Below are 22,229 nucleotides of genomic sequence, written 5' to 3' on the forward strand. Positions count from 1 at the left end.
TCACCCTTTCAATATCTGCGGAAGGCGTTTCATCAGCTGAGTTATATAACGCGATGCCTGGGAGGCTCGCCCTTGCCGAGCCTCCAACAGCCAATTGAGGGCCCATATTGACGCCCTCGGAGATTTCAGAATCAGAGGAAGCATCTTTTGCAGAGATATTCTCTTGCTTCGCCACTCCATCAAAGCCAGTCGCGCCTGGAAGCGGTCAATAGATTCCCGGAGGTCGGGCATCTCTTTTCGCATCAGCTCAACAGCGTTCCAGTTGTCGGCATTGTTGGAAAAGTTGGTAACGTTGTTTGAGTGTCTTCTGTAATAGGCGTATACTCCTGGGAAGTACAAGATACTGCCCGATGAGCTGCGCAGAATGTCGATAAAAAAGTACCAATCACTGGCGATTGGAATTTCTTCTCTAAATTTAACTTGTCGAGATTGGGTCATTTTTGCCATAGCACCAATAGGCAGAAAGAACATTCCATTTTCGATTAGGTCTTTTGAATAACCCTCTATGAAATGAGTCGTGAAGAAATATAAATGCTTTCTTGAAGAAGATTCGAACGCTTCAACTTGATGGTAACTCACAGAGCACTCTGGATGACAAAGCATGAATTCAAGTTGATGCTTTATTTTTCCAGGGGCAAGGATATCATCTCCACCCATGAAGCACAGATATTCTCCATCACATTCACTCAAAGCTACATTACAGTTTTGAGCGAGACCTACGTTCTTCTCAAGAAGAATTAATTTTAAACGGTCTGGATAGTCCCTCAATAGCTTTTGAAGTATTTCTGGAGTTTCGTCGCTCGAACCATCATCAGAAACGACAACTTCAATATTAGGGTAGTCTTGATGAAGAGCACTAAGAACGGCTTCTTCAATAAAGTCCGCCTGATTATAAGTAATAATTCCAATTGAAACTTTAGGTAGCTCTTTCATTTCCCTCCAGAACAAATGTGGATTCCCCACGTCTGATTCTGTTTATAATAATTTATATCTCCTAAAAAAATGCTTAATCTTTGCTTATAAAAAATTGTCGTGTTTAGCACCTCCAAGTGGACTCTGACCGTTCTCACGAGGGAACGAAGAGCCCGGTATAGTTCCCTCTATGCGCAGCGCCCCTGAAACGCTCTCTCCTCTTCCAGGTTGGATCAAGCCGTGGCTCGCTGCCCTTCCGGCGCTCTACTTCCTGTCACCCCTGGCCTTACTGGGCCTCTTTGCCCTACGGAATTTACCCCGACCCGTCCTGTGGCTGCTTATCTTCTACGCGCTCAGCCAACTTCTCCCCGCCCTTCTAACACCAGAACCCTTGTTGGCCCTGGCGCTCGCGAGCCTCAGGACACTGCTCCTTTTCGGGTTGCTTGGCCTTGGCCAACGACTACAGACCCCCAAACAACTCCGCCCCGCACTCATTGGCCTAAGCGCGGTGTATCTCACAGCCCTGCTCTTCAGCTCGCTCCAAGGCGTTGACCTTCTCACGACACGTCTTACCCATCCCTACATGACGTCCATCACTTTGGGGCTTGTCAGTGCGTACGGTATATGGCTCTGCATATTTCTGCCAGGACGATGGCTTTGGCGCCTCCCTATCGGGCTCCTTGCACTCACGGTCCTACTGCTGTCAGGCAGCCGAGGTCCCCTGCTGGTCATGGGTATAGGCCTGCTGACCGGGTTTCTGGTTAACCAGGGCCGAAAGTGGCTTGTCGGCACCCTGTTGGCGGGTGCCATCATCCTTGCTGGTGGAGTTTCCTTCCTTGGGCAGCGCACACAACTGGCCGCCCTTAACCGGCTGGAGCAGCTTGACCTCACTGGCCGGCAGTTCATCTGGCAGAACACACTCAGCATCATCCAGAACGCGCCACTGAGCGGCGTCGGCAGTTACCGACTCGGCCACTCTCTGGCGTCCCCCAGTGAGTGCTACACGTTTACCCGTCCAAACGAACGCAACGCATGCCCCGCATGGGCCCGCGCGCTCGGCCAGCCCTGGTTGATCGCCCACAACGCAACTCTTCAACAGTGGGCCGAGACTGGCCCCTTGGGCACACTTGGCCTGTTCCTCCTCCTGGGAGCCGCCCTCTGGATCAGTGTGACGCGCCGTGACCCTCTGGCCAGTGCGTTTCTGACCGGCGTCCTGCTCCTTAACGTGACGGACAACACCCTCCTCGTGCCTGGTCCCTTTATCGGCGAAATGTTCTGGATTGTTGTCGGCCTGCAACTCCGCCAGTTCCGCCTGCCCGACCTTGGCGGCGCTGGCATGACGGGCGCCGGCCTTCTACTCCTGCTGTCCATACCCATCATTGCCATGAGCCTGCCTGGACGTAACGAGCAGGCCGTTTCGCTGCAACTTCAGTTCTTTGCTGCGGACCCTCATCCTGCACGGGCCGATCCATACGGGATTGTGGCGCAATTTAAAGGCCGCCCGGGACGGTATACCGTCTCATTCAATACGTGCTTTGAGGGCTGCCGCGCATTACAAACAGCGGCCCTGACCGTCCAGGACAACCGGGGGGTCTTGGCTGTACCAGATTTAAAACTTAGCCCCATCCCTGAGCAACGCGTCGAGCTCAGGATCTACCCCGCTGAAGGCATCACCCTGCGGCCTATAGCCACATACAGTTGGCCGGTCAGCCTAACCTCCATTGCTGCCGCAGACCCGGACTGATCAGCGCGGAGTCCAGCTCACGCGGTTGAGGACCAGGTTCCGGTCCTCAGTCTCACGGGCGTACGGGTTGATGAACTGAAGGGTCACTAGTCCTGCACGGACAGGCACCTTGAAGACCCGCCACTCGGCCGAAGCCGTGAATTTTGCGAGGGTTTTCCCCTCCTGTCGCGCCTCAACAATGGGAAAGCTCCCATTACCCGGATGGCCCATCATTCTGAAGCTCAAGGCTCCTGCGCCACACGCCTGATACGCCACAGGTTCAGGCTGGAACAGCGCCAGCAGGTCGCTTTGCGGGACATACACGTTTTGCGGGTCGCTCAGAGGCTTGGCGGGCGTCAGCAGCTGACAACCCAGCACATTTGTACGGACTTCTCGAATTTCGACCGAGCGTACGTCAGCTCGGTAGTAATCATTCAAGTAAGCGAGTTGCAAGGCGCCTGCGTGCGGGACCTCTATCGTCACTGTTCTGCGCGTGGGTGCAAAATACCGTCCGAGTTGTTGTCCATCAAGCAGAACAGTCAACGCCGGAGCTCCCGGGCCACCATCAGGCTGCATGTCGACGACCAGTGTGCCACCCTGACAGACATGGGTGCCCAACGCCGAAGCTCCCTCCACAAACCAACCATCCGCCATACGTCGCAGTGCGCCTGGTTCGGAGAGGAACACGGGGTTCCACTCCGCAGAAGGAGTACACGAGGACTGTTCAAACGCCAGACGCGGTGGTGGCGGTGAACGCAGGATAAAGAAGGCAAGGGCCAGTAGCGCCAGGAATAACGCTACCGCCCCGCCCACAATAGACATCACGAATAATGGTGTCGACCGCATATGCTCCACCTTCAATAAGCGAGGGGGACCTCAAAACTCAACGCGGCGACGCAGAACCGACCGTCTCAGCCAGCAACGCTCAGGCCTTGACTCTGGTGTTTACAGAGTAGTTGTACGCATACCCATAGCTGTTGCCTTCGCGTGCGTTGGATTTGTTGATCACGAAGCCCAGGATATTCAGGCCTGCACGTTCGGCGCGGCGCAGAGCAGCGCGCACCGACTGGACGTTCGTCCGCCCGTATTCCGTTACCATCAATACCGCGTCGGTATGCGCGCCAATGACCAGACCGTCGGCGAGGGCCAATAACGGCGCGCTGTCGATGAGGACAATGTCATACTTCTTGCGCCACAGCGCCAGCGCCTCGGTGATGTCAGCCTGGTTGAATACACCCAGGCTGTCATGAACGCCTGGTCCAGCCGGGAGCATATCGACGCCGTCCTCCACCTGAATGACTTGCACATTCCGGGGGTTGGCGAGGGCTTCACGGGTGGTTCTGACGCCGTTCTCGCCCGTCAACTGATGCCAGCGCCCGCCCTCGTCGTACTTTTTCCAGACTGCCGCCTGTGTGCCGCGGCGCAAATCGGCGTCAATGATCAACACGCGCTGACCACTGGAAGCAAAACCGTCCGCCAGAGTGGCCGTCACGCTGCTTTTGCCCTCACCGGGCGCAGTGCTCGTCACCATGACAACGGGATGAGGTTTACTGGCCAGATTGGTGAGGAGGTTGACGCGCAGGAACCCGATGGCCTCATACAGGCCAGCCTGACGTGCAGCCCGCACAATGCCGGAGAAGACAATGTCACGCTGACGTAGTCGGGAAATTACCGCAAGGGTCGGAACGTTCAGCGCCAAGAGGTCGTCTTCGCTGCGGATCGTCCGGTCGAGGGTCGTCAGCAGCGCCACGATCCCCGTAGCGAGCAGCAGACTCAACAGACCCACCAGGACAGCGTTTCGCAGTGGCTTGGGGGCAACCGGAGCGAGGGGCTCCACGGCCGACGACAACGGGCTCAGAACCCCCGCCACCGAGTTCTGCAAGAGCTGAATCTGCGTTACGTTGCCCTGGATGTTGGCTCGACGCGTCAGGAGCGTTTGCCGTTCAATGGCGGGCAGGTCGTTGGCAGCTAATTGCTGGTCCACCTGAGCCAGCTGAGCCTGGAACCCTGCCCGTGACCGCTTCAGGCCTTCCAGGGCGCGGTTTCGGTCCCAAGTGAGGAGCGCGTCACTGCCCAGGTTCGCCAGTTCCTGCGCAGCTTTAGCAGTCCGGGCATGTGCACGCACAGTGTAAATACCGTTGCCACCTGGATCCAGCCGGGTGGAGAGGTTCACCGTCCCGAGGTTCTGCTGCCGGAGTTCACGGGCGAGAGCAGCGGTCAGCCGCGCACGTTCTTCGCTGGGAATGCCCGAGGCGCCGTTGATGGCCTGAATGAGCGGCTCAATCACCTGGATACTCTGGAGAGCCTGAGCGACCGCCCCTTCGGGGAGGGGTGGTGCCTTCACCACGGCGGCGGCCAGGGTGCCATCCTGGCTCTGGCTGTTCACGGCAATCAAGCTGGCACTGGCTTCATACACTGAAGGCTGTGAACGCGACCAGAAGAAGGTCGCCAGTGCCAGAAGGACGGAGACAGTCAGAATCCAGCCTAGGTAACGCCTTAGCCCACGCCACAGCACCGAAAGGTCGATTTCGGGCGTAATGTCTTGTCCAGTCATTGTTGATCTACCGCCTTCACATCACAATCGGAAAGTATCTTTTCAAAGGCAGACCCCCATCCAGAGGGCGTCACCACCAGGTGGCTTTGGCAAGCGCTCATCCGAGTCACTATAACTTCTGCTGAAGCAGTATTGGACTTTTTGTCGGTTAGGCATATGAGGGCGACGCGTTACAAGACCGACCATCGTCCGGTGCATGGCCATGGCCTTTGACGATTCATTACGTGGGACGTACTGGCTCATAACAAATTTGAGCTGTCGTCTCTGAAAAGATTCGTTTTCTATGGGACGTCGGGTTGATGGACGCAACACGCTGATCTGCTCCTACTCGCTATGACCATCCAGAGAATCTCCTTGAGCCAGCATCACAGCGGATGTGCTGAACTTTGTGGATGATGTGGAAAGCGTGGGTGGAGTGCGCAGTCATCGGCGTGTCGTTCGCGGTGCTGCTGGCGTTGGTGCCGGGAGAGCATGTGACGGCGCTGCGACTGGCGCTGGTGATCGGGCTGTGCACGGTGTGCGCGGCGCATGGTGTGGCGCGCGCGGTGTTACGTGGGGCGTTCGTGGTGCAGGCGGTGTTGTGGGTGGCGGTGTTGTTCACGCCGGTGGTGCCGCGGTTGGTGGCGGTATTGACGTTGCGTGAGGTGCCGGTGCAGGCGGACGCGATTGTGGTGTTGGCGGCGGGGGTGCATTGTGGGCCGGGGGTGTTGGGGTCGAGCAGTCTGGACCGGTTGTTGCGGGGGGTGGCGTTGTGGCGTGCGGGGTTCGCGCCGGTGTTGACGGTGAGCAATCCGTCGTTTGCGTTCGGGCCGGCGTCGTGCCCGCGGGTGGGGGATGTGGAGCGCGCGTGGTTGAGGGAGATGTTCGGTGAGGCGGGGCCGCGGGTGCTGACGCTGGCGGAGGTGACGACGACGCAGGATGAGGCGGCGCGGGCGGCGGCGTTGGCGCGGGCGCGGGGGTGGAGGACGGTGCTGCTGGTGACGAGTCCGTCGCATAGTGCGCGGGCGGCGTTGTTGTTTCGGGCGGCGATGCGGCGCGCGGGGTTGGGGACGCGGGTGGTGAGCGTACCGAGTGCGGAGAGCGCGTTTGATGTGGAGGGCCGCACGGTGCATGACCGAGTGTTAGGGTTGCGGGTGGTGCTGTATGAGGCGCTCTCGCGCGTGAAGGCGCGCGTTTCGGGGGGGTGAGGTGTGGTGGGACCCCGGCCGTGGGGGCGGCCGGGGTCCGTTGGGGTGGGGTTATTCGCGGGCGGCGAGGGCGGCGCCGATGACGCCGGCGTCGGTGCCGAGCAGGGCGCGGCGGATGTGGATGGGCGCGAAGGCGTAGGCGTCGGCGGCGGTTTGGACGCGTTCGAAGAAGTAGTCGCCGACCATGGCGACGCCGCCGCCGATGACGAAGACGTCGGGGTCGATGAGTTTGCCGAGGTCGGCGATGGTGACGCCGATGTAGTCCATGGCCTGTTCGACGACGCGGCGGGCGATTTTGTCGCCGCGTTGGGCGAGCGCGAAGGCTTCGGCGGTGGTGACGTCGCGTTTGAGGGCGTAGCTGGCGTCGCGGGCGATGGCGGTGCCGCTGGCGACCGCTTCGAGGCTGCCGTCGAGGCCGGCGCCGCTGACGGTGCCGCCGGGGTTCACGCGGATGTGGCCGAGTTCGCCGGCGATGCCGTTCGCGCCGCGCCAGACTTTGCCGTTGATGACGATGCCGCTGCCGATGCCGGTGCTGACGGTGATGAACACGCAGGAGCTGCTGCCGCGGGCGGCGCCAACGGTGGCTTCGGCGAGGGCGGCGGCTTTGGCGTCGTTCTCGAGGTGGATGGGCAGGCCGAGGCGCTCGTGCAGGCCGTCGGTGATGGGCACGTCGGTGAAGCCGTAGATGTTGGGGGCGAACAGGACGCGTTTGCGGTCGGGGCTGATGGGGCCGGGGACGCCGACGCCGATGCCGGCGACGTCGGTGTGGGTGCAGGTGAGGTCGCGGACTTGCTGGGCGATGGTGTCGAGGACGCTGACCCAGCCGGTGGTGGGGGTGGATTGGACGTGCTTCTCGATGAGTTCGTCGCCGCGCAGGACGCCGACGGCGATTTTGGTGCCGCCGACGTCGACGCCGATGGTGGTGGTGGTGGCGGTGGGGTGGGGGGCGGTGGGGGTGGCTGGGTGGGTCATGCGTCGTCTCCTTCGAGCAGCGCGGCGGCGCGCTGGTGTTGCACTTCGGGTACGTATAGGGTGACGTCGCCCATGTACCCGCCGGTTTCAATTTCAATGACGGGAGTGTACGTCACCCACTGGAATGGCGTGCGGATGACGCTGACGACGCCGTGTTCGCCGAGGAGCCGGCGGTAGCTTTCGGCGATGAGGCGCGGCCAGCCGCCGACGGCGACCCAGGTGTCTCCCTGGTATTGGACGCGGGTGCCGTCAGCGTCCGGCATGGGCAGGCTCCGCAGCGGGGTCGGCGTGTTCGAGCAGGAAGGCGCGCAGGGCGTCGGGGAGGGGTTGGGCGCGCATGGTGGCGAGGTCCACGTGGACCTGGACGGTGTTGGCTTCGGCGCAGACGACGTCGTCGGCGAGGACGCGGTAGTGGTACGTCCAGCTGGTGCGGCCGAGGCGGGTGGTGAGGAGCTGGACGGTGACGCGCTGGCCGAGTTTGATTTCGCGGCGGTAGTCGAGTTCGAGGTGCGCGACGACGGTGGGAGCGTGGACGCCGCGCGCCTGGGCGCGGGCGATGACCTGCACGCGGGCCGTTTCGAGGTACGTGACGTAGACGGCGTTGTTGAGGTGGCCGAGCTGGTCGGCGTCACTGTACCGCTGTTGGATGTCGACGTGTTGTGCGCGGTTCCAGTCCATGGGCTTTAGTGTACCGCTGACGCTCAGAGGGGCGTGGGGTCGTCTGGGTGGGGTGTTGCGCGGTTCTCTCACGCGCGAGCCGCTAGACTGGCGGGGCAGGCGCGAGGCTGCGGGCATTCATGAGGTCGTTTCGTTTTCCCAGTTGGCAGCAGTGGCGGCGTCTGCCGCTCGCGATGGTGATCGCGAGTGTGCTGGCGGGCCTGGGTATCGTGCAGATGACGTTCCTGATCGGGCATACGGCGTACCGGTCGGTGACGTGGTCGAGGGAGGCGCGGCAGGCGCGCGCGGACGTGAAGGTGCTCCGTGAGGACATTCGGGTGCTTACGGAGGTGCAAACGCACGCGAACGATCCGGTGTACCTGGGGGCGCTCGCGCGCTGTCTGGGATTTGTGGGAGCGGAGGAACGCGTGGTCGTGGATGAGAACGCGGTCGAGCCGAAAAGCGGGAACTGCGAGCCGGTGCGCTTGCCGTAGGCGCCGATCAACGCGGAGGGCCCGGACCGAGGTGGTCCGGGCCCTCCGCGTTGTGGGGTTCAGGCGTTCGTGCCGGGTTGGGGCTGGTCGGTGGCGTCCGTGCGGGGTGTGAAGGTGGCGCAGGCGGCGTGGGCGCCGTCCATGCTGACCTCGATCTGCCCGGCGGTGCAGCGTTGCGCTTCGTTGTAGCGGCAGTGTTCGGCGGTGCAGGTGCCGACGATGCTGGTGGTGTCGTTGGTCATGCGTGCACTGTAAAACAATCAGGTTTTCAAAGAAGTAAGCGGGCGCATATAAGATTAAGCGTGTCTTTTTGATCAATCTGAGCGTTTCAATCGGTTTTGTCCGGTTGTGCTCTTGCCACTCAGGGGCGCGCGTGAACAGGCACGGGGCGCCCCTCCTCGTACGGAGAGCGCGCCCCATGGGGTGCGCGGGCCTCAGGGGGCGCTGGCGTTCTGGCGGGGCACGAGGACGATGGCGTTCGGCACGGGTCGGCTCCACACGGTGTTCAGGTAGCCGCCGGCGACAAACACTGTGGCGCTGCTGCCGCTGTCGAGCCGGACCGCGTCGGTGACCCCCGCGGCCGCGAGTGCGCGCGCGAAGGCGTCGGGCGTGCCGCTCTCCAGGTACGCAATGGTGGGTTGCCCGCCATACACCGCGAACGCCACCTGCCGCGTCGCGCGCCAGATGCTGGCATTCGTGTTGAACCCTTCTGCCTGGGGGTTCAGGGCCACGCGTCCGCCGGCCACGAGGACCGGGCCGGCGCTGAGCGCCTCCCGCGTGCCCGTCCAGGCGGGTGCCTGCCAGGTGAGGGCGGCGCCGAGCGCCGCGCCGGGCGTGCGCGGCAGCTGCGGGTACTTGTCCGCGTTGTACGTGACGGTGAGGGTGCCCGCGGCGGGCACGAACGGCGTGTTGTACGCGTCGAGGACGCGCGTGCCGTCGAGGGTCAGGGTGGTGAGGCCCGGCCCGCCGACGCCGGTGCGGCCATCGCCGACGAACGCGGTCAGCAGCGCCGGGTTGCCTTTGGCGCTGACGGTGTTCACGGTGAGGGTACCGAACGCGCCGGTGAGGACGTAGCGGGGGCGAGGCACGCCGAAGCGGACGTTGCCGAGCGCGTCGAAGCCGATGGTGCCGCGCCGTTCCAGACTGGGGGCGAGCATCAGGCCGCCCTGCGCGACGAGGTCCACGGGGAGGTTGCTGGCCGGGTCGAAGTACCCCCCGTTCACGCCGGCGACGCCGCCGACGCGGCGGATGTGGTCCGCGAGGGGGCTGGCGGTGCCGAGCGGCGCGGTGACGACGCGCGGCACGAACCGGGCGGGGTCGAAGCTGAGGAGGTGCAGGGCGCCGACCTGGCGGCGGGTGACGCCGTCGGGAAGGTGCGTGTAGTCGGGGGGTGGGGGGACGTTCGGGTTGATGTTCGTGACGGTGTCCACGACCACGCGGAAGGGGTCCTGAAGCGTGAACAGTTCACTGGTGCCGCCGCGCGTTTCGAGGCGGACGCTCAGCCCGGTCGCGGTGAGGGCCACGCCGAGGGTGTCGCCGGATTCGAGTTTCTGCGTGGCGGGCTGGCCGGTCGTGCCGGGCAGGGTGACGGTCAGGCCCGTCTTGTCGCGCGTCACCTGGTAGGGGGTGGTGCCGCTGAACTCGAGCACGACGCGTTGCGTTTCGAGGTTGCGGTTCAGGGTGCGGCTGGAGCGGACGCTGGCGAGCTGCGCGCCTGCGGCGGGGGGTGGGGTGGGCGCGCTTGGTGTGGGTGTGGGCGTGCTCGTGACGGGCCGCGTGGGCGCCGGGGTGGTCGTGGGGGTGGGCATGCCGGGTACGGTGGCGGCCAGGTCGAGGACGTCGGGCGCGTCGGCGAGGACGGGCACGCCGAGGGCGCGCAGGACGTCGAGGGGGACGTGCAGGCTGCCGCCGAACAGTTCCGGGGCGCTCAGGCCGGTTGTGGCGGCGCGGGTGCCGCGCCAGCCGGCGGGGGTGTACTGGAGCGTGCGGGGGCCGAAGGTGAGCTGCAGGTCGTCGGGGGCGTTGTGGACGCTCACGCCGAGGCGGGCGAGGAACCACACCGGCAGGCCTTCACGGCCGGACGGCAGGGTCTTGGTTTCGATGATGGGGTGCAGCACTTCGCCCGCGATGGCGACGGGGCGGGCATGCGCGACGCTCATGGCGAGCGCGAGGAAGAGGGCGGCGCGGCGCTTCACGCCCGGCAGTGTAGAGGGCGCACATCAGTGCCTTGTGAGAAGTGTGCGCGCTTTGTGAAGTAGTTCGCTCGCCATGCATCCCGCTGCACTTTTCATGCAGTTATCACCCTATACTATGGACACGATGATTGAACCGTCACTCGCACTGTACGGCGAGGCATTCGAACGCGTGGAGCAGCACCTCGATGAGCTGCTGACGGCCACGGGCGTCCGGTACTGCCTGCTGGTTGACCGCAAGGGTTTCGTAATCTCGCACAAGGAGGCGCTGTGGGCGCCTCGTCCCCCCGCCCTTGACTCGGTCGCGACCCTGATTGCCAGCAACGCTGCGGCGACGGGCGCGCTGGCGAGCATGCTCGGCGAGCGCGCGTTCAACGAGCAGATCCACCAGGGTGAGAACGTCACCCTGTACGTGGAAGCGGCCGGCGACAACGCCCTGCTTGGCCTGATCTTCGACAACAGCGTTCCCCTCGGGCGCGTGAAGGTCTACACCAAGAAGAGCCTCGCGCAGATCACCGACCTGCTGAAAGTCGTTCAGGACGCCCCCGCCGTCAAGTTCGACGACGAGTTCGCCAGCAGTGCTGGTGCGCTGCTCGACGACCTGCTGGGCTAAGCCCCCCAGCTCCGCACGCCGCCTCCCGCCAGCAAAGGACCAACGTGAGCACCATCAACTTCGCGGCCCGCGAAATCAACTGCAAGATCGTCTACTACGGTCCCGGCATGTCCGGCAAGACCACCAACCTCAAACACGTCTTCACGAAGATCCCCGGGCACCTGCGCGGCGAAATGGTCAGCCTGGCCACCGAAGACGAGCGCACGCTGTTCTTCGACTTCCTGCCACTGGACCTCGGCAGCGTCCAGGGCTTCAAGACGCGCTTCCACCTGTACACCGTGCCCGGCCAGGTGTTCTACAACGCCAGCCGCAAGCTGATCCTGCGTGGCGTGGACGGCATCGTGTTCGTGGCGGACAGCGCCCCGAACCGCCTGCGTGCCAACGCGGAAAGCATGCGCAACCTGCGCGAGAACCTCATCGAGCACGGCATCGACGTGCGCGAAGTGCCGATGATCCTGCAGGTCAACAAACGCGACCTGCCCGACGCCCTGCCCATCGAGATGATCCGCGCCGTCGTCGACCCCAAACAGGAACTGATGATGTTCGAAGCGGTCGCCGACCAGGGCAAAGGCGTGTTCGAGGCGCTGAAAGCCGTCAGCAAGATGGTGCTCGACCGCCTCTCGCAGCCCAAGTAATCCCCTCGACCGTACAGAAGAGGCGCAGGCCGGGAGAACCCTGGCCTGCGCCTCTTTTACCGCCCGGCGGGACGCTATCATTGCGCGGATGCCCGATCCGCACCTGTTTGCCCTGCCCTGCGGCCTCACGCTCGTGTTCGAGGCGCGGTCCGGGCCGGGATTCGCGCTGGAATTGCGCGTGCCGGTCGGCGCGGCCCACGACCAGCACGGCCGCGAAGGCGCGGCGGGCGTGCTGGAAGAATGGCTGTTCAAGGGGGCGGACGGCCTGGACGCGCGCGGCCTCGCGGACGCCTTCGACGACCTGGGCGTGCGGCGCGGCGGGGGCGTGACCGCCGAGGCGACGCGTTTCACGCTCAGCGGCCTTGCCGGGGACCTCGGCGAGGCGCTCACGCTGCTCGCGCGCGTGCTGCGCGCACCGCACCTGCACGACGACGAGTTCGACGTGCTCGTGGACCTCGCGCAGCAGGACCTGGAAGGCTTGCAGGACAGCCCGGCGGACCGGCTCGCGCTCGCCATGCGCGCCGCGACGTTCGGCAACGGGTACGGGCACCCGGTGAGCGGCACGCCCGAAGGCCTGAGCGCCCTCACGCCCGACGACGTGCGCGACGTGTACGCCCGGTTCGGCGCGCACGGGGCGGTGCTGGCGCTCGTGGCGCCCCTCGCGCCCGAGGAGGCGCGCGCGCTCACACAGCGCATCTTTGGCGACTGGGCGCCCGGCAGCGGCGCGCGCGTACCCGTGGAGGTCCGTGAGGGCGTCCGCGCGCACATCCCCGACGACAGCGAACAGACGCACATGACCGTGTGCGCGCGCGGCATCGCGCCGCGCGACCCGGACTGGCTCGCGTGGCACCTCGCGCTGACGGTCCTGTCCGGCGGGAGCGCTAGTCGCCTGTTTCACGAGGTCCGCGAGGAACGCGGCCTCGCGTACAGCGTCTCGGCCGGCGCGCAGATCATCGGGGACGCCGCGGTGCTCGGCGCGTACGCGGGCACCACCCCGGACCGCGCGCAGGAGACCCTCGACGTGCTGCGCGCCGCGCTGGCCGGCCTGCGCGGCGGCGTCACGCCCGAGGAGTACATGCGCGCCCGCGAAGCGCTCGTGAGCAGCACCGTGTTCAGCTCCGAAAGCCTGCGCTCACGCGCCGCGAACCTCGCGCGCGACTGGTGGCTGTTCGGCGAGACGCGCACCCCGCAGCAGCTGCGCGCCCAAGTGGAAGCCGTAACGCTCCCGCAGGTGAACGCCTTCCTGGACCGCTACGACCTGGGGCCGCTCGGCGTGCTGACGCTCGGCCAGGAGGCCCTCGTATGACCCGCACCGGCCTGAAGTTCCTCACCGCCACCCTCCCGAACGGCCTGACCGTGCTGGGCGAACCCGACGTGGACGCGCAGACGATCGCCATGGGGTACTTCGTGAAGACCGGCGCGCGCGACGAGGACCCCCGCGACCTCGGCGCGTCGCACTTCCTGGAGCACATGCTGTTCAAGGGCAGCGCGCACGTGAGCGCCGCCGAACTGAACGCCCGCCTGGACGCCCTGGGCGGCAACGTCAACGCGTTCACCAGCGAGGAGGCGACCGTGTACCACGCCGCCGCGCTGCCGGAACGCGCGCCAGACCTGCTCGCGGCCCTCACGGAACTGATGACGCCCGCCATGCGCGAAAGCGACCTGGAACCAGAACGGGGCGTGATTCTCGAGGAGATCGCCATGTACGCGGACCAGCCGGGCGTGCGCGTGTTCGAGGCGCTGCGCGACGCGTACTGGCGCACCGCAGCAGGCGAGGCGCACCCGCTCGGGCATAACGTGCTCGGCACGAACGAGACGGTAGGCCGCCTGAATGCAGAGACGCTGCGCGCGCACTTCCAGGCGCGCTACGGCACGGGCCGCGTGACCCTGGTGGTCGTCGGGAAGTTCGACTGGAACGACCTACTGGCGCAGACCGAAGCCCTCACGCGCGCGTGGCCGCGCACGTCGTTCGAGCGGACGCTCGGCGGCCACGCGCCCCGCCCAGGCCTGCTGACCCTGCAGGACGACACCCTGAACCGCGCGCACTTCGCGGTGTGCACGCCCGGCCTCGCCGCGAACGACCCAGCGCGCGAGGCGGCGCTGGTGCTGGCGGACATCGTCGGCGGCGAGAACGGCCGCCTGTACTGGGCACTCGTGGACAGTGGCCTCGCGGACAGCGCGGACCTGTCGCACACGGAGTTCGAGGAGACGGGCGCGTTCGAGGGTGGCTGGTCGTGCGACCCGGACCGCGCCGCTGAAACGCTCGCGATCTTCCGGTCGGTGCTCGCGGACGTCCGCGAGCACGGCGTCACGGAAGCAGAGGTGCGCCGCGCCCGCAAGCGTCTCGCCGTGAGCACCCTGCTGCGCGGGGAAACACCGTCGAACCGGTTGTTCGCGCTCGGCATGGACCACCTGTACCTGGGGCGGGCGTTCACGCTGGCGGAAAGCGTCGCGCGGTGCGAAGCGGTCACGCCCGCGGACGTGCAGGGCGTCCTGAACCGCGACCCGTTCGGCACGGTGTTCGTGGCGGCGCTCGGGCCGGCAGAGACCGTCCGTCAGTTGCAGCTGCCCGCCTGAAGCGCCGCCGCTGAGCGCGCCGGGGCCTTGCGGTTCCGGCGCGCTCAGCGGCCGGAAGCGTCCGCCTGCTCCTGCAGCAGGTACTCCAGGCGTGTCTGGGCGTTCTCCTGACTGCCGTACAGGCTGCGCAGCAATTCGCCGCCCACACCGAAGCCCGGCGCTACGGTGCCTCAGGCTTCCGCGCCGTCGCCGCTCAGGTCCAGGGCGACGGGGAAGGACAGTTTTGCGACACCAGGGTCGGCTCGACGACCTCGCGGGGCAGGCGGCGGTGCCCGCACGCCGTGTGAATGGCGAGGAGCGTCACGCAGCCCCCGAACTCGGCGTGCAGGCGCTTCATAAACGGAATACCGCGTAACACGCAGCCGGGGCGCTCCAGTTTGAAGACTCACGCGGCGTTCTTCCTGGAGTGCTGAGGTGTTCAGGGGGATGCCGTACCGTGGGGGCATGACCCTCTGGCCCTCTATCGATACCTTCGTGCACGGCACGCCTGTGCCCTCGCCTGAGCAGGTGAATCGGCCCATGCTCGTCATGTTTTTCAACCTGGAGTGTGCGGGCTGCGTGTCGAGGGGCATCCCCTTCATGAAGCGCCTGCACGCGGAGTTCGGGGAGGCCGTACAGATGCTCGTGATTCACACGGCCCATGGGCACCGCCAGTTGCCCCGCCAGGACGTCGAGCCGACCCTGGTGCGTTTCGCGCAGTCTTTTGCCAAGCTCCCCTTTCCCGTGGCCCTGGACCTTGATGGCGAGATCGCGCAGGCGTGGAGGACCGAGGGCACGCCGCACTGGCTAGTCTTTGGTGCGGGCGGCGAGCTGCTGCGGAGCCTGTACGGCAGTCAGGAGAATGCCCAGACACGCCTGGAGTACCTTTTAGCAGAGCTGGCTACGTCTTCTTGATGTCGGTCAAAGTTGAGGCGGTGCGTGCAGGGATGACCTGAAGCATCATCCTGCTGGTGCTGGACACCATCCTACGTGCCAACCGCCCTGACTTACACCGATAGCAGTAAAGCGTACTCCTGATTAACCTACAGGCCTTCCCAGGAGGGAGCACACAAATTTTTCAGTTGTTTGCTACCCCAGCTGGAGAACGGCGTCTCTCTCCTTTGCTTCAGTTACGGCTGTGCCTTCACGATCTTCATGTTTCATAGTGCATGTGTATTTAACTTTCAATTTCATAATTCCTTTTTTATTATTAGGCAAGCTCTATTCATCTTCTTCCAAGCCTGCGAACCGTTAAGATTAAATATACTTTTAAAATAATGCACAATAGATTCTACTGCACTATAGTAATAAAACCCAGTTGTAGATAATTCGATTAACGCCATTCTTAATAATGAAAATGCATTCAGAAAATATCTATTACTACGTATATTTTCATGCATTAGATCAGAAAATAAAAATTTTGATTGATTTTTAAAGTATGATCTATTATCTATAAATTCCACATGAGTTAATTCATCTCGCATACAATTTATAGAGTCTGTCTCGATAAAAAACGGCACGCCAGAGATAAAGGTCCTGATTCATTTAATATATAAGTATTACTAATAACAAAATTTCTAACAACACCGAAACATTGAATTTTTATTTATTTTCGAAATCCATCCAAAAGATAACTCTGTTCTTTTCTTATCCCAAAGGCGCCCTTCAGACCTAGCAGCTCAATATTTGCCGTATAAGCGAAACCAACATTCACCATTAACTCATAAGAAAATGGGTGAACAATGCCATCAATCAAGTAGGTTACTCCCTAGGGTCTGTGCGCCTGAGCCCCGCAGGCCGGTGTTCGGGGTGGTTTCTACATCGGATTGCGCGTTCAATCACCGGATTTCGACGCGATGTTCTGTGGCTTCGCCCCTTCAAAGGACATCCCAGCCCTTCATCCGCGTTCAGGCGCACAGACCCTAACAGCCGTACTTCCAGGAACGATTTCAGGCGCAGGCATTTCCCCAATTGTGGGCCTCTTCGAAACCCATACATGTATGCCTGCTGCATCCCCTCCCGCCGTACACTCGCTGGCATTCTGCGGACGCCTTGAGTCACCACAATCTCTTGTGGGTCAGCCTCTCCCCTATCGGTACGCTGGAGCGTTCAAAAACTGTACGAGCGGCGGACGTGGGCGGGCGAAGGGACGTCACCATGCACGAAGTCCTGCGGGGCGGGCCAGGCAGCCGGGTGGAGCGTCATGGCTTCAATACAGCACGCGTTTGGTCGCGTGCGGGCAAGGCGGCGGTGAGTGTGGCAGTACGGGGCGGACGGCGTCAGGGGTGTGGAGCACCTGCAGGCGCGGTTCGTGCGGCACGCGTTCACGCTGTGCGTGGATGAAACGTACACGGTCGGGCCTGCCGGCGGCACTGGAGGTGGGGTTCGCGGATCAGGCGCACCTGACGCGAGCGGAAGTCACGCCTGCCGCGCACGCGCGGGCCGCGCGCTGCTGACGCGCACGCTCGTTCAAGACGGACGTGCGTGCGGGCGGGTACACTCTCGCGCATGAGTATGGGTGACTTGAAGTCCGGGGCGGCGTTTCGGGCGGGGTTCGTGGCGATGCTGCCGCTGTGGCTGGGGGTGGCGCCGTTCGCGGCGGCGTACGCGGTGACGGCGCGCGCGGGCGGCCTGAGTGTGCTGGAGACGATGCTGATGAGCCTGACGGTGTTCGCTGGGAGCGCGCAGGTGAGCGCGGCGGGGCTGTTCGGGCAGGGGGCGGGTGCGGTGGGGGTGCTGGGCACGACGTTGCTGCTGAACGTGCGGCACGTGCTGTATGGCCTGAGTCTCGGGCGGGAGCTGCCGATGACGGGGTGGCGGCGGGTGGTCGCGGCGCAGTTCCTGACGGACGAGGCGTACGGGATCGTGCTAGCGAGCGGCGTACGGCGCTTCGCGTTCCTGCTGGGCGCGGAGCTCAGCCTGTACGTCGTGTGGAATGTCTGCACGCTGCTGGGGGCGCTGGCGGGCGCGTGGGTGCCGGACCCGGAACGGCTGGGGGTGGGGTTCGTGTTTCCGCTGGCGTTCCTGGGGCTGCTGCTGCCGCTGCTGCGTTCGCGCATGACGGTGCTGGTCGCGGTCGTGGCGGGTGGGGCGGCGCTGGCGTTGTCACGGGTACTGCCGGGCGGCCTGACGACGCTGCTCGCGTCGGTGGGGGCGGCGCTGTTGGGGGCGCTGCTGGTGACGCGGGGGCGCGCGTGAGTGCCGTGTGGATCATCCTGGGCATGTGGGCCATTACGTTCGCGACGCGCTTTGTGGGCCTGCGCCTGAGTGGGTGGTCGCTCACGCCGTTCTGGCGGGCGTTTCTGGAGTTCGTGCCGCCGAGTGTGTTCGCGGCGCTGGTCGTGCCGAGCAGCGTGAACGCGCCGGACTGGCCGGTGCGGCTCGTGGCGCTCGCGCTGGCGGGCGTGGCGTTGTGGCGCACGGGGGCGTTGTGGGTGGGGCTCCTGGTGGGCATGGGCGCGTACTGGGCGCTGCGGGCCGTCCTGTAAAGGGGGGGCGGCCCACTGGGCCGCCCCCCGGCCACGTTGGCGTTACAGCTTCACGAACATGCCGGGTTTGAGGCCGATCATGCGGGCCATCATCCACACCTGACCCTTGTGGTGCGCTTCGTGCTGGATGATGAAGTCCACGAGGGCGCGCACGGGCATCTCCCGCCCGCCGAACGCGGGGATGACGCGCCGCAGGTCCTCGTCGGTCATGCCGCGCAGGGCCTGGACGGTCGCGTCGGTGGTGCGTTCGAGGTGCTGGCGGGCTTCCGCGAGGGTGGCGCTGGTCGGCGCGGGCTGGGGCGGTTGGCCGCGCATCATGCTGAACAGGCGCGCGCTGCTGCCGCTGAGGTGGTCGGCGAGGCCGATGAAGCTCATGCCGCCGTCCCACGCGGCGAAGCTGCCCTGATTGTCGGGGATCTGCGCGAGGAGGTCCTGGAGGGCCTGGCGGTGCATCAGGAAGTTGCGGACGTACCCTTCGGTGCTCATGCGCGCAGCATACCGGGGGCGCGCCTGGCCGAGTCCCGGAGGTGCCGCGCTCATGCGGGCCTGTCACACTAAGCAGCGATGAGCGCCGGTCCGGTCAAGTTCGCCTGGGGGCTCGTGGCCGTGCTGCTGGCGGTGTGGGCCCTGACGACGTTCGTGGCGGAGCGGACCGTGCCGACGCTGCTGCTCACGTATTTCGTGCTGCCGCAGGTGTGGCTGGTGCCGACCGTGGCGGCGTTGCTGTTGGGCGCATGGCGGCGCGACGGGCGCGCGGTGCTGGGCGGCGCGGTGGCCACGGCACTCGCGCTGCTGCTGGTGGGGTGGGAGGTGCCATCGCCGTCGCCGGGCTCGCGGTCGTTTCGGCTGATGACGTACAACATCGCGCGCGGGACGGGCGGCGCGGCGGAACTGGCGCGCGTGATCTCGCGGGCGGAGCCGGACGTGGTGTGCTTGCAGGAAACGAACACGGTCCTGCCCGGGGTGCTGCGGGATCTGGAGCGTCGCCTGCCGGGGTACGCGGCGGCGCGGTCCCGGGAGGTCGTGGTCCTCTCGCGGTTCCCGGTGACGGGCGTGCAGGACCGGGCGTTGCCGGACACCACGCGGCGACTGCTGCGCGCGACGGTGCGGGTGCGTGGGCAGCCGGTGACGCTGCTGAACCTGCATTTCACGACGGTGCTGTGGCGGGGGGGCTGGGCGGGTGCGCGGGACCGGCGGGCCGCGCAGGTGCGCGCGGTGCTGCAGGTGGCGCGGCAGACGCGCGGGCCGGTCGTGGCGTGCGGGGACTTCAATACGCCCCCGCGTGGCCTCGTGGACGCCGCGCTGCGCGAACAGTTCAGCAATGCGTTCGCGCAGGCCGGGGCGGGGTTCGGGTACACCTTCCCGGCGCGCGCGCCGCTGGTGCGCATCGATCACGTGTGGTTGCGGCGTGCGTCGGCGGTGGCGGCGTTCGTGCCGGACGCCCGCGCGTCGGACCACCGGCCGTTGGTGGTGGACGTCACGCTGCGGCGCTGACGGGCCGGGACGTGGTGGTGCCGGGTGGGTCAGCGCCGCTCGCGGAGCAGGTCGCGGATTTCCGCGAGCAGCTTTTCCTGGTTGCTCGGTTCGGCCTTGGCGGGCTTGTCAGCCTGCTTGAAGCGCTCGCTGAGGCGGTTCATGGGGGTCACGACGAACACGTACACGACGACGGCCGTGAGCAGGAACGTGATGAGCGCCGTAAGGAACGCGCCGTACTCGATGGTGATGGCGTTCGGGCCGCTGCCCGCGAGGATCAGCCGCCCACCGAAGTTTACGCCGCCCGTGACGAGCTTGATGATCGGGTCGAGGAACGCCCGCGTGAACGCGGTGACGAGGCCGTTGAAGGCCGCGCCGATGACGACGCCGACGGCGAGGTCTACGACGTTGCCGCGCAGGATGAAGTTCCGGAAGCCTTGAATCATAGAGGGTCCCCCTGGCTCGCGTCGGGCGAGCTCAGGGGGATTGTGGCATGCGCGGCGCGGGGGCGCCGCTCAATTGCTGAGGTCGTGCCCCTGGCGTTCCTTGACGGCGTGGGCGCTCATGCCGAACTGCGGGCCGCTGCTCTGCCCTTCCTGCAGGAGCACGCGCGCGAGTTCGCCGAGGGTGCTGCCGCCGGGGCGCACCGGCATGCGGAACTGCTCGCCGAGTTCCGTGAGGCTGACGTTGTCGAGCATCAGTTCGGTGCCGTAGCGCAGGGTGGTGGGCGGGACGATCAGCAGGTCCGCCTCGCCGGGCTTGATGGCGTGGCGCAGGCAGCGGCCGGTGAGGAGGCCCGCGACGGTCGTGGCCTTGCCGAAGGTTTTGTTCTCGACCGCGCGCACCTCGATGCTGAGGCCGTCGATGGCGCGCAGCGGCTCGACGGCGGCGTCGAGGCTCTCGGCGAACAGCGCGCCGGTGGCGAGGATCACGCGTTTGGGCTCGGGCAGGCGCGCGGGCAGCGTATCCGGCATGGGTTCGTTCAGGAAGTCGCGGATCATGCCGACGCCGTTCTCGAGCATGGGGAAGCCCTCGTACGCGTCCTCGTCGGGCAGGGGCTCGCCGGCGAGCAGGTAGAACTCGTCGGACGGGAAGATGAAGCGCGTGCCGCGCTCCTCGAGCATCTGCGCGCGCCAGCGTTCCGCGCGGCGCAGGACGTCGCGGGCTTCGTCGCGCGTGAAGGTGCGTACCTCCGCGAGGTTCGTGCGGTGGTCCGTGAGGCCCACGGGCACGCAGGCGACCGAGATGACGTTCGGGCGGCTCGCGAGGTACTCCAGCGTCTCGTCGAAGTGCTCACCGTCGTTGCGACCCGGCAGCAGCACCACCTGGGTGTATAGGTCGATGCTTTCGAGGCGCTCGATCATGTCGCGGATCTGCGTGGCCTTCTCGTCCTTGACCTTCAGCTTCCACCACTTCATCATGTCGGCGCGCAGGTCCTGGTTGGCGGTGTGGACGCTGACGTACAGCGGGCTGAGGTTCTCGTTCAGGATGCGGTTCACGTCCTGCTCGGTCAGGTTGGTGAGCGTGACGAATGAGCCGTACAGGAACGACAGGCGGTAGTCGTCGTCCATGATGTACAGGCTCTTGCGGAAGCCGCGCGGCATCTGGTGGACGTAGCAGAAGTCGCACTTGTTCGCGCACTTCTTGATGCCGTCGAACAGGACCTCCTCGAATTCCAGACCGGGGTCCTCCCAGTCCACGTCGAAGGTGAGGGTGACGTCCGCGTCGTCCGCGCGGACCGTGTGGTGGTCCTGCGGGACGGCGTGCAGCACGACCTGGCGGGGGCGGCTGACTTCGAGGGTGACGTGCCCGGCCTCCAGCAGGTGGCGGTACATCAGGATGTCGGTGACGCCCTGGCCGTTGACGCGCATGAGGAGGTCGCCGGGACGGACGCCCGCACGTTCGGCGGGACTGCCGCTTTCCACGCTTTTGATTTGCGCCGGGTATACCGGGGCGCCCATGATCTGCCGTGCTGCTTCCGTCACCGCTGCATCCTCCTGAGGCGGACTGGCGTCCACGCCCGAACTCCGAGGCGGGCACGGCCCTGCCCGTGCGTCCCGGAACCCATCAGGCCCACACTCTGGGGGCCCACAAGCAGAGTATTTTACCACGTCCGCGCGGGGCGTTTCCCGCCTGGCTCACGCTTCGGCGTACGTTCTCCTACAGGTCGCCTGCGTGGCCACTGCTACATTGAGCGCGTGACTTCCCGCTCGCCCCTGGACGCCCGCGCCACCGAACTGACGCGCAAGGCGCGACCGGCCTCCGAGTGGGCCGCGGAGCGGATGTTCCGGCCGCTCGCGCAGCGCCTGCTCGGGCCGGTGGCGCGCACGCGCGTGCGGCCGACGACGGTGGTGCTCGGCCATACGCTGCTGGGCGTGATTGCCGCGCGCCTGATCGCGCGGGGCGGCACCTGGACGCCCGCGCTGCTGCTGCAGATCAAGACGGTCCTCGACAACCTCGACGGGCAGCTGGCGCGCGCCACCGGGCAGACGACCGAGACGGGCCGCTACCTCGACACCAACATGGACGTCGTCGTGAACGCGGCCGTGTTCATGGCCATCAGCCGGCGGGCGGGGCTGCCTGCCACGGTGCTGCTCAGCCTGATTCTGACGACGGATTTCCTGTGGGAGCGCGCGTACCGTGAGGCGCGCGGCGAGGTGTTCCGTGACGCGCCGCGCCAGACGGGGGATCATCCGTGGGTGCTGGGCGCGCTGCGCGGCGCGTACGCCCTGTACTTCGTGCCGCAGGAGCGCCTGCTGGGCGCGCTGTTCGA

The 22,229-nt window shown here is 65.3% G+C and carries 24 protein-coding genes (1 of these 24 only partly in view); 12 read left to right on the forward strand and 12 right to left on the reverse strand.

What is annotated here, in order from left to right; translation table 11 throughout:
- The gene (locus DEIMA_RS17425) at positions 1 to 933 is read right to left on the reverse strand and encodes a glycosyltransferase family 2 protein (RefSeq protein WP_013558111.1); all 933 of its coding nucleotides are present in this window, start codon (positions 931 to 933) and stop codon (positions 1 to 3) included.
- A gap of 169 nt (positions 934 to 1,102) precedes the next feature.
- Here DEIMA_RS17425 and DEIMA_RS14930 point away from each other — a divergent pair, with 169 nt between their 5' ends.
- On the forward strand, positions 1,103 to 2,656 hold the full coding sequence (locus DEIMA_RS14930; RefSeq protein ID WP_013558112.1) for an O-antigen ligase family protein: 1,554 nt from the start codon (positions 1,103 to 1,105) through the stop codon (positions 2,654 to 2,656).
- Here the strand turns inward: DEIMA_RS14930 and DEIMA_RS18015 are convergent, their stop codons facing one another.
- Both DEIMA_RS18015 and DEIMA_RS14935 read right to left on the reverse strand, forming a co-directional pair.
- Positions 2,657 to 3,460: a hypothetical protein gene (locus DEIMA_RS18015; protein ID WP_148234981.1), complete on the reverse strand. Its 804-nt coding sequence runs from the start codon at positions 3,458 to 3,460 to the stop codon at positions 2,657 to 2,659.
- Between the two features lie 100 nt (positions 3,461 to 3,560).
- Positions 3,561 to 5,189 (reverse strand): nucleotide-binding protein, encoded by a 1,629-nt coding sequence (locus DEIMA_RS14935; protein ID WP_013558114.1) that lies wholly within the window; start codon positions 5,187 to 5,189, stop codon positions 3,561 to 3,563.
- 392 nt (positions 5,190 to 5,581) lie between these two features.
- Here DEIMA_RS14935 and DEIMA_RS14940 point away from each other — a divergent pair, with 392 nt between their 5' ends.
- Positions 5,582 to 6,376 (forward strand): YdcF family protein, encoded by a 795-nt coding sequence (locus tag DEIMA_RS14940; RefSeq protein ID WP_245528328.1) that lies wholly within the window; start codon positions 5,582 to 5,584, stop codon positions 6,374 to 6,376.
- A 51-nt stretch (positions 6,377 to 6,427) separates the two neighbouring features.
- Here the strand turns inward: DEIMA_RS14940 and DEIMA_RS14945 are convergent, their stop codons facing one another.
- From DEIMA_RS14945 to DEIMA_RS14955, 3 genes are read right to left on the reverse strand one after another with little or no spacing between them, the layout of a single operon-like run.
- Positions 6,428 to 7,348 (reverse strand): ROK family protein, encoded by a 921-nt coding sequence (locus DEIMA_RS14945; protein ID WP_013558116.1) that lies wholly within the window; start codon positions 7,346 to 7,348, stop codon positions 6,428 to 6,430.
- A complete protein-coding gene (locus tag DEIMA_RS14950; RefSeq protein WP_013558117.1) occupies positions 7,345 to 7,611 on the reverse strand; it encodes a hypothetical protein in 267 nt (88 codons plus the stop codon). Before DEIMA_RS14950 ends, DEIMA_RS14945 begins: the two co-directional genes overlap by 4 nt.
- Positions 7,598 to 8,026: an acyl-CoA thioesterase gene (locus tag DEIMA_RS14955; protein WP_013558118.1), complete on the reverse strand. Its 429-nt coding sequence runs from the start codon at positions 8,024 to 8,026 to the stop codon at positions 7,598 to 7,600. Before DEIMA_RS14955 ends, DEIMA_RS14950 begins: the two co-directional genes overlap by 14 nt.
- 119 nt (positions 8,027 to 8,145) lie before the next feature.
- On the opposite strand from DEIMA_RS14955, the gene DEIMA_RS14960 reads away from it, so the two are divergent.
- The gene (locus DEIMA_RS14960; RefSeq protein WP_013558119.1) at positions 8,146 to 8,499 is read left to right on the forward strand and encodes a hypothetical protein; all 354 of its coding nucleotides are present in this window, start codon (positions 8,146 to 8,148) and stop codon (positions 8,497 to 8,499) included.
- A gap of 59 nt (positions 8,500 to 8,558) precedes the next feature.
- Here DEIMA_RS14960 and DEIMA_RS14965 read toward each other — a convergent pair whose 3' ends face one another.
- On the reverse strand, positions 8,559 to 8,741 hold the full coding sequence (locus tag DEIMA_RS14965; protein ID WP_013558120.1) for a DUF1540 domain-containing protein: 183 nt from the start codon (positions 8,739 to 8,741) through the stop codon (positions 8,559 to 8,561).
- A 192-nt stretch (positions 8,742 to 8,933) separates the two neighbouring features.
- A complete protein-coding gene (locus DEIMA_RS14970; protein ID WP_013558121.1) occupies positions 8,934 to 10,694 on the reverse strand; it encodes a phosphodiester glycosidase family protein in 1,761 nt (586 codons plus the stop codon).
- A gap of 124 nt (positions 10,695 to 10,818) precedes the next feature.
- Here DEIMA_RS14970 and mglB point away from each other — a divergent pair, with 124 nt between their 5' ends.
- The 5 genes from mglB (at position 10,819) to DEIMA_RS15000 (ending at position 15,410) form a co-directional block, all read left to right on the forward strand.
- Positions 10,819 to 11,304: a GTPase-activating protein MglB gene (mglB, locus tag DEIMA_RS14975; RefSeq protein WP_043817459.1), complete on the forward strand. Its 486-nt coding sequence runs from the start codon at positions 10,819 to 10,821 to the stop codon at positions 11,302 to 11,304.
- A gap of 44 nt (positions 11,305 to 11,348) precedes the next feature.
- Positions 11,349 to 11,939, forward strand: a complete 591-nt coding sequence (gene mglA, locus DEIMA_RS14980; protein ID WP_013558123.1) for a GTPase MglA — start codon at positions 11,349 to 11,351, stop codon at positions 11,937 to 11,939.
- Positions 11,940 to 12,027: 88 nt separating this feature from the next.
- Positions 12,028 to 13,245 (forward strand): M16 family metallopeptidase, encoded by a 1,218-nt coding sequence (locus DEIMA_RS14985; RefSeq protein WP_013558124.1) that lies wholly within the window; start codon positions 12,028 to 12,030, stop codon positions 13,243 to 13,245.
- Entirely contained in the window at positions 13,242 to 14,516 is a 1,275-nt protein-coding gene (locus DEIMA_RS14990) for a M16 family metallopeptidase (RefSeq protein ID WP_013558125.1), read from the forward strand. Before DEIMA_RS14985 ends, DEIMA_RS14990 begins: the two co-directional genes overlap by 4 nt.
- A 444-nt stretch (positions 14,517 to 14,960) precedes the next feature.
- Positions 14,961 to 15,410 (forward strand): peroxiredoxin family protein, encoded by a 450-nt coding sequence (locus DEIMA_RS15000; RefSeq protein WP_043816818.1) that lies wholly within the window; start codon positions 14,961 to 14,963, stop codon positions 15,408 to 15,410.
- 275 nt (positions 15,411 to 15,685) lie between these two features.
- Here DEIMA_RS15000 and DEIMA_RS18985 read toward each other — a convergent pair whose 3' ends face one another.
- Positions 15,686 to 15,979, reverse strand: a complete 294-nt coding sequence (locus DEIMA_RS18985; protein ID WP_483459008.1) for a DUF8168 domain-containing protein — start codon at positions 15,977 to 15,979, stop codon at positions 15,686 to 15,688.
- Positions 15,980 to 17,003: 1,024 nt separating this feature from the next.
- Between DEIMA_RS18985 and DEIMA_RS15010 the strand changes: the two genes are divergently transcribed.
- Entirely contained in the window at positions 17,004 to 17,693 is a 690-nt protein-coding gene (locus DEIMA_RS15010; RefSeq protein ID WP_013558127.1) for an AzlC family ABC transporter permease, read from the forward strand.
- Positions 17,690 to 17,983, forward strand: a complete 294-nt coding sequence (locus DEIMA_RS15015; protein WP_013558128.1) for an AzlD domain-containing protein — start codon at positions 17,690 to 17,692, stop codon at positions 17,981 to 17,983. Before DEIMA_RS15010 ends, DEIMA_RS15015 begins: the two co-directional genes overlap by 4 nt.
- A gap of 42 nt (positions 17,984 to 18,025) precedes the next feature.
- Here the strand turns inward: DEIMA_RS15015 and DEIMA_RS15020 are convergent, their stop codons facing one another.
- Positions 18,026 to 18,469: a DinB family protein gene (locus DEIMA_RS15020; protein ID WP_013558129.1), complete on the reverse strand. Its 444-nt coding sequence runs from the start codon at positions 18,467 to 18,469 to the stop codon at positions 18,026 to 18,028.
- A gap of 78 nt (positions 18,470 to 18,547) precedes the next feature.
- On the opposite strand from DEIMA_RS15020, the gene DEIMA_RS15025 reads away from it, so the two are divergent.
- The gene (locus DEIMA_RS15025; protein ID WP_013558130.1) at positions 18,548 to 19,477 is read left to right on the forward strand and encodes an endonuclease/exonuclease/phosphatase family protein; all 930 of its coding nucleotides are present in this window, start codon (positions 18,548 to 18,550) and stop codon (positions 19,475 to 19,477) included.
- A 29-nt stretch (positions 19,478 to 19,506) separates the two neighbouring features.
- On the opposite strand, the gene mscL is transcribed toward DEIMA_RS15025, so the two are convergent.
- Complete coding sequence (gene mscL, locus DEIMA_RS15030) at positions 19,507 to 19,902, reverse strand: large conductance mechanosensitive channel protein MscL (protein WP_013558131.1); 396 nt, start codon at positions 19,900 to 19,902, stop codon at positions 19,507 to 19,509.
- A 69-nt stretch (positions 19,903 to 19,971) separates the two neighbouring features.
- Complete coding sequence (locus DEIMA_RS15035; RefSeq protein ID WP_043817462.1) at positions 19,972 to 21,417, reverse strand: radical SAM protein; 1,446 nt, start codon at positions 21,415 to 21,417, stop codon at positions 19,972 to 19,974.
- A 237-nt stretch (positions 21,418 to 21,654) separates the two neighbouring features.
- Between DEIMA_RS15035 and DEIMA_RS15040 the strand changes: the two genes are divergently transcribed.
- Positions 21,655 to 22,229, forward strand: partial view of a CDP-alcohol phosphatidyltransferase family protein gene (locus tag DEIMA_RS15040; RefSeq protein WP_013558133.1) — the 5' portion only. The gene runs 244 nt beyond the window's last position; the window shows 575 of its 819 coding nt (coding positions 1-575); its start codon is at positions 21,655 to 21,657; its stop codon lies off the right edge, out of view.

It is taken from the genome of Deinococcus maricopensis DSM 21211 (assembly GCF_000186385.1).
Taxonomy (GTDB): domain Bacteria; phylum Deinococcota; class Deinococci; order Deinococcales; family Deinococcaceae; genus Deinococcus_B; species Deinococcus_B maricopensis.